The sequence below is a fragment of the Streptomyces sp. NPDC029292 genome, from assembly GCF_055569295.1.
This window is the reverse complement of the sequence record NZ_JBVHXR010000001.1, coordinates 776,443-789,577: the sequence shown is the minus strand read 5'-3', so window position 1 is coordinate 789,577 and position 13,135 is coordinate 776,443. Positions and strand designations below refer to the sequence as shown.

The 13,135-nt window shown below is 68.9% G+C and carries 10 protein-coding genes and 2 pseudogenes; 6 read left to right on the top strand and 6 right to left on the bottom strand.

Annotated features, from left to right (window positions below; all coding sequences use genetic code 11):
* Window positions 1-3: 3 nt before the first annotated feature.
* The 5 genes from ACZ4WS_RS03625 to ACZ4WS_RS03605 all read left to right on the top strand — a co-directional run bounded on the left by ACZ4WS_RS03625 (window position 4) and on the right by ACZ4WS_RS03605 (window position 4,491).
* On the top strand, window positions 4-813 hold the full coding sequence (locus ACZ4WS_RS03625) for a hypothetical protein (protein WP_467977171.1): 810 nt from the start codon (window positions 4-6) through the stop codon (window positions 811-813).
* 29 nt (window positions 814-842) lie between these two features.
* Window positions 843-1,475, top strand: a complete 633-nt coding sequence (locus tag ACZ4WS_RS03620) for a bifunctional 4-hydroxy-2-oxoglutarate aldolase/2-dehydro-3-deoxy-phosphogluconate aldolase (protein WP_467976736.1) — start codon at window positions 843-845, stop codon at window positions 1,473-1,475.
* Window positions 1,472-2,362, top strand: a complete 891-nt coding sequence (locus ACZ4WS_RS03615; RefSeq protein WP_467976734.1) for an SMP-30/gluconolactonase/LRE family protein — start codon at window positions 1,472-1,474, stop codon at window positions 2,360-2,362. Before ACZ4WS_RS03620 ends, ACZ4WS_RS03615 begins: the two co-directional genes overlap by 4 nt.
* Entirely contained in the window at window positions 2,359-3,360 is a 1,002-nt protein-coding gene (locus tag ACZ4WS_RS03610) for a sugar kinase (RefSeq protein ID WP_467976733.1), read from the top strand. The genes ACZ4WS_RS03615 and ACZ4WS_RS03610 overlap by 4 nt, the downstream gene beginning before the upstream one ends.
* A gap of 924 nt (window positions 3,361-4,284) precedes the next feature.
* The gene (locus ACZ4WS_RS03605; RefSeq protein ID WP_467976732.1) at window positions 4,285-4,491 is read left to right on the top strand and encodes a response regulator transcription factor; all 207 of its coding nucleotides are present in this window, start codon (window positions 4,285-4,287) and stop codon (window positions 4,489-4,491) included.
* A 64-nt stretch (window positions 4,492-4,555) separates the two neighbouring features.
* On the opposite strand, the gene ACZ4WS_RS03600 is transcribed toward ACZ4WS_RS03605, so the two are convergent.
* Genes ACZ4WS_RS03600 through ACZ4WS_RS03585 form a run of 4 tightly spaced genes read right to left on the bottom strand, consistent with a single transcriptional unit; the run spans window position 4,556 to window position 8,476 of the window.
* Window positions 4,556-5,683, bottom strand: a complete 1,128-nt coding sequence (locus ACZ4WS_RS03600) for an ABC transporter ATP-binding protein (protein WP_467976731.1) — start codon at window positions 5,681-5,683, stop codon at window positions 4,556-4,558.
* A gap of 3 nt (window positions 5,684-5,686) precedes the next feature.
* Window positions 5,687-6,517: an ABC transporter permease gene (locus ACZ4WS_RS03595; protein ID WP_467976729.1), complete on the bottom strand. Its 831-nt coding sequence runs from the start codon at window positions 6,515-6,517 to the stop codon at window positions 5,687-5,689.
* A complete protein-coding gene (locus tag ACZ4WS_RS03590; RefSeq protein ID WP_467976727.1) occupies window positions 6,504-7,391 on the bottom strand; it encodes an ABC transporter permease in 888 nt (295 codons plus the stop codon). Before ACZ4WS_RS03590 ends, ACZ4WS_RS03595 begins: the two co-directional genes overlap by 14 nt.
* Window positions 7,391-8,476 (bottom strand): extracellular solute-binding protein, encoded by a 1,086-nt coding sequence (locus ACZ4WS_RS03585; protein ID WP_467976725.1) that lies wholly within the window; start codon window positions 8,474-8,476, stop codon window positions 7,391-7,393. Before ACZ4WS_RS03585 ends, ACZ4WS_RS03590 begins: the two co-directional genes overlap by 1 nt.
* 820 nt (window positions 8,477-9,296) lie before the next feature.
* Here ACZ4WS_RS03585 and ACZ4WS_RS03580 point away from each other — a divergent pair.
* On the top strand, window positions 9,297-10,742 hold the full coding sequence (locus ACZ4WS_RS03580; protein WP_467976723.1) for a gamma-aminobutyraldehyde dehydrogenase: 1,446 nt from the start codon (window positions 9,297-9,299) through the stop codon (window positions 10,740-10,742).
* A 146-nt stretch (window positions 10,743-10,888) separates the two neighbouring features.
* Here the strand turns inward: ACZ4WS_RS03580 and ACZ4WS_RS03575 are convergent.
* Both ACZ4WS_RS03575 and ACZ4WS_RS03570 read right to left on the bottom strand, forming a co-directional pair.
* Window positions 10,889-12,058 (bottom strand): annotated as a pseudogene (locus tag ACZ4WS_RS03575) (RICIN domain-containing protein); the annotation flags it as partial.
* 392 nt (window positions 12,059-12,450) lie between these two features.
* Window positions 12,451-13,065: pseudogene (locus ACZ4WS_RS03570) on the bottom strand (glycoside hydrolase); the annotation flags it as partial.
* Window positions 13,066-13,135: the final 70 nt, after the last annotated feature.

The following is a 13,135-nucleotide window of genomic DNA, read 5'->3' as shown; positions in this document are numbered from 1 at the left end:
CCCATGGACATCGTCACCGATCCTGCGCACGGCGGTCGGTGGACATCGCTGCGGGCAGCAGACCGCGAGTGGCTGTGGAGGCGCGAGGCCCCAGGACGCGAGAGCGTGTCCCCCGGCGACGTGTTCGTGGATGCGGGAGGCCTGGAGGAATGCGTCCCCACCGTGCGGGGTGCTCCCGACCACGGTGAAGCCTGGTCACGGCCTTGGACGCGTGACGAGCACGGCACGGAAACCGTGCGCGGGAGCCGGTTCGTTCTGACGCGCGCGATGCGGCCCACGGCCGACGGCGCCGAGGCCGACTACCTCCTGACCGCCGACCCGGGCTTCCGCTTCGTCTGGGCCGCCCACGCGCTGCTCGACCTGTCCGAGCACGCTGCCCTGCACGCCCGCGCGGGAGCGAGCACCCGTCTCTTCCCGGAAGCGGCCACGCTGCTGGGCCGGCCATGGCCGACGGGCGCCCCCTGGGTGGAGGGAAGCTGGCCCACCCCCTGCGGACTGAGCCTGGACCGGTTCGGCCCCGACGACGGCACCGCGGTCGGAGCCGTCGTGGACGTATCACGCTGCTGCGTCCACGACCACGAGGACCGCCTCGCGCTGACTCTCGAAGCCGACGGGCAGCCCATGTCGATCGGCCTGTGGCGCAACCTCGGCGGCTTTCCCGCTGAACGCCCTTATCGCAGTACGGGAGTTGAGCCGATGCTCGGCCGGGTCTTCGACCTCGCCGAGGCGGGCCCCGGTGACGCCGCCTGCGTGCCGTCGTCCGGCGAAGTCCGCTGGCGGCTGACGCTGACCGCGGACTGCCGCTGCCCCTGAACCGGCCTGCGAGACAAGGAGACTCGTCCATGGATCTTCGAGCGGCCCTGGCCGCCCACCGCCTGGTCGCGATCATTCGCGGCTCCGACGCCGACGCCGCGCTGCGCACTGTGCTGACCCTGGCCGACGCGGGCATCGAGCTGATCGAGGTTTCGCTGACCGGAAAGGACGCCCTGTCCGTCATCGAGCGGGCGCGACGGGACCTCGGCCCCGACCGGCCCCTCGGCGTCGGCACCGTCCTGACCGCCGCCGATGCCCGGGCTGCCCACCTGGCCGGGGCGGACTTCGCCGTCACCCCCGCACTGGGAGACGGCGCCGAGGCCGCACGCGAACTGGGCATGCCCGTCCTGGCCGGCGTCATGACTCCGACCGAGATCCTGAGCGCACGCGCCCTCGGTGCCGCCGCGCTGAAGATCTTCCCCGCTGCCCAGGCCGGCGGCCCCGCCTACCTCAGGGCCCTGCGCGGACCGTTCCCGCATGAGCCGTTCGTCCCGGTGGGCGGCATCGACGAACGGGCCGCCCGCGCCTATCTGGCCGCAGGAGCAACCGCCGTCGGGATCGGCTCACCGCTTGTCGACGACGCCGCCGACGGCGGCAGCCTGACCGACCTCCGTGCCCGTGCCCGCGCCTTTCGAGCCGCCGTACAGGAGGTCACGCAGTGATCGAAGCCCTCCGTCCCGACCGACTGGAACTCGGCGAGGGCATCCGCTGGACGGAGCGCGGCATCGTGCTCGTGGACATTCTCGCGGGCCGGCTGCTGAGCGCCCCCGACGATCCTGCAGCGCCCTTGAGGGAACTGGCTCAACTGCCGGAACCTCTGGGAGCGGTGGCGCCCGTGGCCGACCGTCCGGGCACCTGGATCGCCGCGGCCGGGACGGGGATCTGCCTGCTCGCCCCCGACGGCTGCACGACGTGGCTGGCGCGCCCCGAGGCGGCGGCTCCGCTGCCCATGCGCATGAACGACGCCACTGCCGATCCCGCCGGCCGGTTCTGGGCGGGCAGCATGGCCTACGAGGCGGACGAGGGCGTCGGCGCGCTCTACCGGGTGGACCACGACGGCACGGTGGTCCGGGTCCTTGACGGCATCACGGTGCCGAACGGGCCCGCGTTCACGGCCGACGGCCGCACCATGTTCCTGGCCGACAGTGCGCGGGGGATCATCCGGCGCTTCCCGGTCGACCCGGTGACCGCCCACCTCGGCGCACCGGAGGCGTTTGTCACCGTGGACGAGGGCAGCCCCGACGGCATGGTGGTCGATGTCGAAGGAGCCCTCTGGGTCGCCGTGTGGGGCACGGGAGAGGTACGCCGGTATCTGCCGGACGGCCGACTCGACCGCACCGTGAAGCTGCCGGCGAGTCAGCCCGCCGGTGTGTGCCTCGAACACGACATCCTCCACGTCACCACCGCCCGCGTAGGTCTGGCCGCACCTGGCCCGCACGATGGCGCACTCTTCGCCGTGCCGGTCGACGTACCGGGGACACCCGCGCCCGCATACAGGCTCGACACCCCCGGGCGGCTGCGGTCGACGGTTGCGGCGGAGTCGGCATGAACCTTCCCTGGCTTCCCCTCACCGGAGCGGTCGTGTGCATCGGCGAGACGATGGCAGCCCTGGCCCCCGACCCGCCCCGGCCTGTGCAGGACGCCGAGGCTCTGCACCTGTCGGTTGCCGGAGCCGAGTCGAACGTCGCCATGTACCTGGCGGACCACGGCATCCCCGTCGCCTGGCTCTCGGCCCTCGGGGATGACGCACTGGGACTCCGCGTCCGGGCTGCCGTCGCGGCGGCCGGAGTTGACGTCTCGCACGTGCGTACCGACCCCCACCGCCCCACGGGCCTTCTCGTGAAGAACCCGCTCTCCGCCGGTACCCGCGTCCACTATTACCGGAGCAATTCGGCAGCCTCCGCCCTCGGTCCCGAACTCCTGGAGCAGGAACCGGTGCGCACGGCCTCCGTACTTCACTTCACCGGCATCACACCGGCACTGTCCTCGTCCTGTCGGCGCCTGGTGACGCGTGCCCTCGCCGTTCCCGTCGGCGAGCGGCCGTATGCGGTCAGCTTCGACGTCAATCACCGCGCCGCGTTGTGGCCGCCCGACACGGCTCCAGCCATGCTGCGTGAGCTGGCGGATCAGGCGGACATCGTCTTTGTCGGTCTCGATGAGGCGCAGGACCTGTGGGGCACGAGACTGACGGCCACGGGCATCCGTGAGCTGCTCCCGCATCCGCGGATCCTGGTGGTCAAGGACGGGGCCTGCGCCGCGTCCGCTCTCACCGTGGACGGCATCTGGACGGTGCCGGCACTGCGGACGACGGTCGTGGAACCGGTCGGCGCCGGTGACGCTTTCGCGGCCGGCTTTCTCGCGGGCCTGGTACGAGGGGTGACCATGACGCAAGCCCTCCGGCTGGGTCACGTCACCGCCGTGTCCGCTCTCAAAGTGATGGGGGACCACGGCGCCCTGCCCGGGACTCAAGAGAGGGAACGGCTTCTCCATATCCCGGCGCAGGAGTGGGAAGCGCTGGATGCCGACCATCTCTGGGGGAGTTTCTGAGAATTGGAGAACACGAGGGGGTGCCGACGTTGTGATCAGGCACCTTGCCGGGAGGCGGAGGTCGGCTGTTGAGTTGTCGCGGTGGGTGAAGCCGGATGTGGCCCTCTGCGCCGCTATCGGCGCAGGAGGGGCGTAGTCATGCAGCCGGTGCCGCGCTGTTTCTTCTTGCTCCTGAACCAGGCGCTGTGGACGGGCGAGTGCCGAGGCCGGCGCGTTCAGCTGTTCGGACACCGGGCCGAGGGTGATCAGGCCGCTTCCGGCGCCGGCGAGTTCGGAGGAAGCCGGCTCCAGTTGTGTGTATGCGCGCTGCATCACCGTGTGGTCGCCCACACGGATCGCCGCCTGCGCGAGAAGACACCGGAGTGCCTCGAACATCAGGTCGCGCGGCGGGGAAGCGATGTCCCGCAGTGCGTGGCGGGCATCGTCGTCGTGTCCTGCGGATACGAGCAGGATGGGATGCACCCAGGGTTCGTAGGGGGCCCCAATCGGTGTGCCTGTCCATCCCGCTGATGAGCGCCGGTTGGCTGTGGCGGACGTGGAGACTCAGCCGGGCCAGGGGCAGCAGGCCGCGTTGCAGCCCCGGCATACCGGCCCCGTCCAAGCAGTCGGCAGCCTCTTCGTACGCGGCTTCGGCCGCCCGCAGGGGCTGCGTCATGGAGGCGCGCAATGCTTGGTACCACGTGGTGAAGACGGACACGAGCGGTAGTTCGTGTCGTTCGGACAGCGTGTTCGCAGCCTTGGCGTGCCGGTCGGCTCCGGAGAAGTCGGCGAGGGCACATCGTGACTGAAGGCGAATGAGGTGGCCCAGTACCTCGTACGTGACACCGGCTGCTCGGGGATCGGCTTGTCGCGTACGCCCTGCGGAGAAGGAGCGGTGGCCACCGGACGGCGACGGATGCCGTACAGCTCGTCGACGACCAGTCCATGCTCACCGCAAGGGAGTTCATGGTGGCCGAACTGGTCGCCGACGGACTGACCAACCGGCATATCGCGGACCGGCTCGGTCTTTCGATACGTACGGTCGCCACGCATCTGGACAAGGTCCGCGACAAGCTGGGCATTCGATCGCGCACGCAGATCGCCTTGTGGGTGGCCGCACGGGCCGAGGACGGGCGCACTTCCCTGCGATGAGTTCCGTCATGGGCTCAAGTGACCCGCTGCAAGAACGCCTTGAATCGCCCCGGCCCAGCGGTCCTCAGGGCTCCAGGACGAGCAGCTGAGCCTCCTCCGGGGACCAGCCGACCGTCACGTCGCCGTCGACCTCGCCCGTCGCGCGCGAGCCCGTGCCGAGTTCGCGCATGACCACGTCCTGGCCGCCCACGTGCAGGCGGTGGCGGATGGTGGCTCCGAGGCTGGTGGACGACAGTACGCGGCCGGAGCCGCGGTTCTCGGTGCGGTCGGAGTCGATGAAGCGCAGATGCTCGGGGCGGATGGAGACCGCGTACGCGTCGCCCTTGGCCCCGCGGTCCCGTACCCGGCCGACTCCCCACGCGCCGAGATCGACGACGGCCTCGCCGTCCTTGCGTTCGAGCACCGTGCAGGGCAGCAGGTTGGTGTCGCCGAGGAAGTTGGCCACCCAGTCGGTACGCGGATGTGCGTACACGTCCTCGGGGGCGCCCTCCTGCACGATCCTGCCGTCGCGCATGACCACGATCCTGTCGGACATGGACATGGCCTCGTCCTGGTCATGGGTGACGAACAGGACGGAGATGCCGAGCGACTGCTGCAGTGTCTTGACCTCGTCCTGCATCTGCTCGCGCAGGCGCTTGTCGAGGGCGGCCATCGGCTCGTCCAGGAGGAGGGCCGCAGGGTTGAACACCAGGGCGCGGGCGAGCGCGACGCGCTGCTGCTGGCCGCCGGACATCTGACGCGGACGCCGGTCGCCGAGCCCGGCCAGACCGACGCGGGCCAGTGCCTCTTCCGCGCGCTTGCGCCGCTCGCCGCGCTGCACCCCTCGCATGCGCAGCGGAAACTCGACGTTCTCGGCGGCGCTCATGTGCGGGAACAGGGCGTAACTCTGAAAGACGACACCGAGGTTGCGGTCCTTGGGAGGCAGCCGGTCCACCGGATTGCCGTCGATCAGCACGGTGCCGGAGGTGAGCTCCTCGAACCCGGCGACCATCATCATCGTCGTGGTCTTGCCCGAACCGCTCGGCCCGAGCAGCGTGACGAACTCACCGGGTTCGACCGACAGATCGAGATCATCGACGGCGGCGACATTCCCGTACATCTTGCGAACGCCCCGCAGCTCGATGGCGCCACGCCGCTCCTGGTGGGGAGTCGAGGCGGATGCCTGCTGTGTGGTCGTGGTCGTGGTCGTCATGGTTCACCCTGCTTGTTCGGGGGTGGTCAAGGGGAGCAGCCGCCCGACGGAGCGGCGGCGGATGGTGAAGCAGACCTGTACGAGCAGACCGAGCGTGGCGACGGTGACGAGCATCGCCGAGGACACGGCGATCTTCGGGGTCAGGTTGTACTGGATGTCGGTGAACATCTTCACCGGCAGCGTCGTCGCGTTCGGGGACTGCAGGAACAGCGCTATGACCGTCTCGTCGATGGACACCGAGAAGGCGAACAGGGCCCCTGCGATGAGCCCCGGCCGGATGACCGGGAGATAGACGAACCGCATGACGGAGAACGCCCCCGCGCCCAGGCTGCTCGCCGAGTGGACCAGCGCCGGGTTCAGCCCGGCGAGACTGGCTCGCACGGTGAGGAAGGCATACGGTACGGCGATCACGGCATGGGCCAGGCCGATCGGCAGGACCGTCCCCACCATGCCGATGGAGATGAAGAACTGGTAGAACGCCAGAGCCAGCACCACCGCGGGCACGATCATCGGCGCGAGCAGTACGCCCGTGACCGCCGCCTTCCCGGGAAACGTACGCCCGTGCAGTGCCACCGCGGCCGTCCCGCCCAGCAATACCGCGATCAGTACGGCGATACCGGCCGCCTGCAGGCTCGCGGACAGCGCCGACATCCACGCCTGGTCGCTGAAGAATCCGGTGACCGCCTCGGTGGACAACCGCTTGGGCGGGAAGGTGATGTAGCGGCTGCCGGTGAACGCCACCGGCAGCACGATCAGCGTCGGCACGACGAGGAAGACGAAGACCGGCACCGAGGCGATCAGCGAGGGCACATGCCGAGGTCTAGTGAGCCTCATATTCGCCTCCTGCGCGAAGGATCCGCTGGTATACCGCGACCAGCACGCTGACGATGACGGTGAGCAGCAGCGCCAGCGCCGACGCACCGGCGAAGTCGGTCAACTGCCTTGCGTAGAAATCGATCTGATTGGCGATCATCATGTCGCCGGGGCCGCCCAGCACGACGGGCGTGATGAAGAAGCCTGTGCTGATGATGAACACGAGCAGACCCGCGGCGGACACCCCCGGGATCGTGAGAGGCAGGATGATCCGGCGGAAGACCGACGCCTCGCCCGCCCCCAGTGACCGGGCCGCCAGTTCGAGCCGGTCGTCGATCGCGGCCAGGGCCGCGAAGATCGGGAAGACGGCGTAGGGCAGCAGGTAGTGCACCATGCCGAGCACGACGGCGAAGCGGTTGTGGAGCAGGGCCAGCGGGGCATCGGTGATACCGAGGCCCTGCAGTGCCGTGTTCACCAGGCCGTTGTCCTGCAGCAGGACCGCCCAGGCGAAGTTCTTCACCAGGACGCCCGTCCAGAAGGGCAGCAGCACCAGAGCGAAGAGGACGACCCGCGCCAGCGGCCCGCGCCGCCAGATCGCCACGGCCAGCAGATAGCCGAGCACGACCGTGGCGAGCGTCGACAGTGCGCTGATCTCGAAGGTGTTCAGCAGCGACCGCGACACCAGCGGGTCCTCCAGCACCCGCTGGTAGGCGTGACCGTGGGTGCTCGCCGCGACGAGCTTGCCGAGAGGCGTCAGGAACAGTACGGCGTCGAAGGCGAGTGCCGGCGCCAGCAGCAGGAACCACATGCCGCGCGGGCGCCGGCGCCGCCGCGGCGCATCAGTGCCGGCGGAAGCGGGTGCCGACGCCGCGGCAGGCGTGACGGTGGACGTCATCAGCTGCCCGCCTGCCACAGCTTGAAGCGCTGCTCGGTCGCCTTGAGGTTCTTGGCCCACCACTCGTCGTCGCGGACCAGGATGGAGTCCGCCAGCTTGGGGCTGGTGGGCAGCGAATCGGCCACCGAGGAAGGCAGCTTGGCGAGCGCCGGGGTGTTGGCCAGGGTCAGGTTGGTGGTCTGGATGAAGTCGGCGCCGGCCGCGGCGTCGTTGCTCATGAAGTCCAGGAGCCGGAAGGCCGCCTCCTTGTTCCTGGCACCCTTGGGGACCACGAAGTAGTCGCCCGCGACGACACTGTTCTGGGCGGTGAAGTTCAGCCTCGCCCCGTCCTTGCGGGCGGCGCTGATCCGGTTGTTGAAGCTTGTCGAGAGCGCGACCTCACCCGAGGTCAGCTGCTGGATCGGCTCCTGGTTGGCCGTGTGGTAGATCAGCCCGTCGCGCCCGGGGTGCTGGGCCAGGTACTTCAGGGCGGCATCGACGTCGAGTGGGTAGATCTTGTCGAACGGCACGCCCGCGGCGAGTCGTGCCGCCTCCAGGATCGAGCTGTCGGACAACTGCGAGTAGACGGAACGCTTGCCCTTGTAGCGCCCCTGGTCCAGGAACTGCTCCCAATTCTTGGGCGCCTGCGCATCGGGAATGTGCTTTTGGTCCCAGGCCATCACGAAAAGGAAGCTGAGGTACTTGATGCCGTAGTCGGCCTTCGCGTAGGACGGCAGCCCCTTGTCGCTGATGACGCCGTAGTCCAGCTTCTCCAACAGCCCCTCGTCGACGGCCTGGAGGTATTCCGGCGCGGTCAACTCCACCAGATCCCACTGGACATCGCCGGACTGCACCTGAGTCTTGAGCCCGGCGAGGCTGGTGTTGGCCAGCAGCGACGAACGCACACCCGACTTCTTCTCGAACGGCTTGAGCAGGGTCTTCGTCAACTGGTCGTTGTACGAGCCGCCGTACGAAGTGACGGTCACCGTGGTGTTCGGCTTGGCCGACGGAGTCGACTTGGTGCTGCACGCGGTGAGCAGACTCCCCGCGAGGGGTGCCGCCAGCGCGGAGGCTCCGGCCGCCCGGAGGATCGACCGGCGGCTCATGCTTCTGTGTGACTGCTCATTCATTGTGGTCATGCCTTTCTTGGAACACGACGGCCCCGCGTCGGAGCACACCGATGACAGGTGTGGGGCGCGGTCGAGACGGGGCGCGGCAGGGATCAGCACCAGAGGGGACAACAGGGGATCTGTGAACTGCGATCTGCGTCATGAGCGAACAGGCCGGAATGCGACCCGAGGAGCCAATAGCCGTCGCCAACGGCCATGGCATTCCGGAACTCGTTCGTATCCGCCATCACGATCAGGCGATCCGCGGAAAAAGGAACGATCCGGTACACGCGGTCTGCGCCAGCCCGGCGACCGCGTGGCGCAACAGTAGGGACATGTCCTCTGCGCGTCAATGAGTGATTTACCGGTGGACGCACCCACGTGCCGCAGACAGATGTCCTCCCGCCCTGCCTCGACGGCACGGCTCCCGGTGGGTGTGCAGATCATCCATAAGGCATCGGGACTATGGATGAATCCGCCACTTCTTGGCTGGTCGGGTGGTGGTTAGCGTCTGTGCCCTGGGACGGGAGACCAGGCCTGGCTTGCCCGGCCTGGTCAGGTCATCCGTTCCGCAGTTGCTGTCCCCCGGCATGGCCCGCAGGTGCGGAAGTCGCCAATTCCGCGCCATTCGGGTCGGCCCCCACACGCCGGCACGACCGGAACGAAGTCTCACGGCCGCCCTCCACCCCCGGGGCGCTGCGTCATAGCCATAGTCATAGCCATAGTCATAGCCGTAGCCATCGTCATCGTCCAGCCAGTCCTGACAGCGCATTCCTGTATCCCTACGATTCCCGAGCCACGAGGAGCACAGAACGTCGTGAGCGAAATCCGTACACTGCGCAATTACATCGACGGTGAATTCGTCGACGCGAAGGACGGTCGCACACTGCCCGTCGTCGACCCCACCACCGGTGAGGTGTACGCGAGTTCACCGCTCTCGGGGGCGGCAGACGTGGACGCGGCGATGGCAGCCGCGGAGACGGCCTTTCCTTTGTGGCGCGACTCCACCCCCAGCACCCGGCAGAAGCTGCTCCTGAAGATCGCGGACGCCGTCGAGGCACGCGCTGAGGAGCTGGTCGAGGCCGAGTGCCGCGACACCGGCAAACCCCGCGCCGTGACCAGGACCGAAGAGATCGCTCCCATGGCCGACCAGTTGCGCTTCTTCGCGGGCGCCGCGCGCCTGCTGGAGGGCAAGTCGGCGGGGGAGTACACGGAGGGCCTGACCTCCATCATCCGGCGGGAGCCGATCGGTGTGTGCGCGCAGGTCGCGCCCTGGAACTACCCGATGATGACGGCGGTGTGGAAGTTCGCACCGGCCATCGCCGCGGGCAACACCGTGGTCCTCAAGCCCTCGGACACCACCCCCGCGTCCACCGTGCTGCTCGCCGGGATCGTCGGTGACGTACTGCGGGAGCTGGATCTGCCCGCCGGTGTGCTCAATGTCGTGTGCGGCGACCGGAACACCGGGCAGCTCATGGTCGAGCACCCGGTTCCGGCGATGGCCGCGATCACCGGTTCCGTACGTGCCGGCATCCAGGTCGCCGAGAGCGCCGCCAAGGATGTCAAGCGCGTCCACCTGGAGCTCGGCGGCAAGGCACCCGTGGTCGTCTTCGACGACGCGGACATCGCGCAGGCCGTCGAGGGCATCACGACGGCGGGCTTCTTCAACGCGGGACAGGACTGCACGGCCGCCACCCGGGTGCTGGTGCACGAGTCCGTCCACGATGAGTTCGTCGCCGCGCTGGCCAAGGCCGCCGCCGACGTCAAGACCGGTGGCATCGACGAGGAGGGGGTGCTCTTCGGCCCGCTCAACAACGTCAACCAGCTCGCCCAGGTGAGCGGTTTCGTCGACCGGCTGCCCCCGCACGCCAAGGTCGAGGCAGGCGGTCACCGCGTCGGTGAGTGCGGCTACTTCTACGCTCCCACCGTCGTCTCCGGCCTCAAGCAGGACGACGAGATCATCCAGAACGAGGTCTTCGGCCCGGTCATCACCGTCCAGTCCTTCACCGACGAGGACCAGGCCGTGGAGTGGGCCAACGGCGTCGACTACGCCCTCGCCTCCTCGGTCTGGACGAAGGACCACGCCCGCGCGATGCGCATGTCGAAGCGCCTCGACTTCGGCTGCGTATGGATCAACACCCACATGATCCTGGTCGCCGAGATGCCGCACGGCGGCTACAAGAAGTCCGGCTACGGCAAGGACCTCTCGGCATACGGCTTCGAGGACTACACCCGCATCAAGCACGTCATGACATCGCTGTGACGGCGGGCTGGTGGGCCCTGCTGCCCGGACCGGCCGCCACCGGTCCCGCATGGTTGCCGTGCCGTCCCGTGCGGGATCGCGCGTCTGTGCCCGCATGGGACAGGGGCGGGCACAGACGCGCGTGACGCGGAGATGCGACTGAAGGGCTACGATCCGGCGCGGTCGGTCACGTCGGAGACCTTCCACCGTTGGTTGGATCCGGAATTCGGCGTCCATGTCGTGACGGCGGCTCCGTCGGTGGTGGCCTGACCGCCGACTTCGAGGAGTCCGCCGGTGGCGGCGTTGACCAGGGTCCAGGTGCCGTCGCCGGTCGTCGACATGATCCACTGGGTGGCCTTGTCGCGGTGGCCGAGGTCCGCCTCCAGCATCGGGGCGCCGTCCCGCACGGCCAGACGCTTTCCTTCGGCGGGGTTGGCGAACACATACCGTTGCCGGTTGCCGGTGTCGCCGCTGATCTGGCGCAGCTGCCACTGCTGTCCCGTGCCGGCCGTGTCCGTGGCCGCGGTCTTGATGACGAGCTTGGTGCCGTCGTCCGCGACGGTGAGCGCCTTGCCGCTCTGGACGCCGGTCAGTTCGTAGGTGTGGCCCTGCCGCAGCAGCGCGGCGTCCTTGGCCACGCCCGACACGCCCTTCACGACGAAGGAGGTCACGGACTGCGCGGGCACGGTGAACGTGGCCTGCCGGCCGGTGACCGCGATCGGGGTCTGCGGTGCGAGCTTGCCCTCGGCGCTCGTCACGACGGGCGTCACGGTCGCATTGCGGGCGATGTGGCCGAACTTGGACAGGTCGATCGTCACCGCGCGGGCGTCGGCGGTGCGGTTGACGTGGACGACGGTCGCCGCGTTGCCCGACTTGGAGACCGCGGCGGCGCTCGAGGCGTCGTCGGTCTTGATCAGACGGTCCCCGGGCTTGATGTAGTGCGTGAAGTTGCGGGCGGTGTCGAACTTCGTGTTCGTGTGGATCGGGCACGTGGCCAGGGTGTCCGCGGAGGTGCAGCTGAAGGGGAGCTGGATGCTGCCCCAGTTGCCGCCCTTTGCCGACTCCCCGCCGGGCTTCATGTTGTCGTAGTCCTCGACGGGCTGCCAGAACACCCAGGCCTTGGGCTCGAGTTCGCGCAGGTCGTCGACCATCTGCTGGGCCAGCCCGAGGCCGGCCCGCATGTCCGTGAAGCTCTGCCCGTCGCCCCAGTCACCCTCGACCTCGCTCATCCACAGCGGCTTGTCCGCCGCCTTGGCCAGGTCCCTCACGCTGGTACGGCCGCCGGTGCCGTAGGTGTGGACGTTCATCTGGCCGACGAGATCACGCACGTCCTGGGGGTTGGTAACTGGTTGCCGGGGAGTGCGTACGAGGTCGAGTTAGCTCGATCGTGTGATCGTCCGGTCGCGGGCTTGCGGGGCCCTGGGCCGATCGGGTTAACGTGATCGTGCGATCTGGGACGCCGGGTACGGCGCCAGTGTGCGGGGCCCCCGCTCCACCAGAGAGATGGCCCGGGGCCTCCTCGTCGCCTCTGGCCGTACCCACCTGGCCAGGTCGCAGGGAGCTGGCCTCCCGGGACCGGACCACGCACTGGATGCGTGTCGCCGCCCCGGGGTTGAGTACGCCGGGGACCTGGGGGTACCTCCCACGCCCTTAAGGCAGTGGGGGAGCGCCCAAGACCGTTCGGGGCGTGCGGCTGAGCGGAATCACTCCTGCTCAGTCTTCAGGAACGGTAGGTGTTCCAGTTCTGCGCGAAGAGGTTCGGGTTGGTCTCGTCCATCGCGGAGATCTCCGTGCCGGTCTTCGCCTTCTTCAGGGCGGGGGCCAGTGCGCGGATCACCTTCTGCTGGAGCTCCGGGCCGATGTGAGCCCCTTCCTGGCGGCCGCCGACGGGCTGGCCGTCGGCTCCCAGGCGCGTACCCCAGTAACCCGTGTTGGGTTCGTTGAACGGGTCGAGGGTGTCGACCTTGATGCCGTGCGCCTTCTCCAGCCGCTTGGTCGCGCCCGCGAGGTAGTCCTTGACGTCGGGGGCGTTGCCGCCGCCTCTGTTGTAGCGGGCGATGTTGAGGGCGAGGCCGTCGTCGCCGAAGAGGAGCTTGGCCAGCTTCTCGCGGATCTCCGCCGGGTAGTTGCCGGTGGCGTTGGCGAACCAGACCAGGCTGGTGCCCCAGCCCTCGAAGCTCTGCTCCTTGTACGAGGGGTCGGGCCGGACGGTGACGGCCGCGGCCGCCGCCGGCGTCGAGGTCTGCGCGTTCGTCGGTGGGGCTGTGACCAGGGCTGCCCCGGTGGCCAGAGCGGTGACTCCGATGGTTCCCAGAAGCCGTCGTGTGCGGGTTCGGCGTGCCAACGTGTGCTCCCAACTCGTCTGTGGTCGCTGCGGTGGCCGTCGTGCCCTGCGGGCACAGGGCACGACGGTG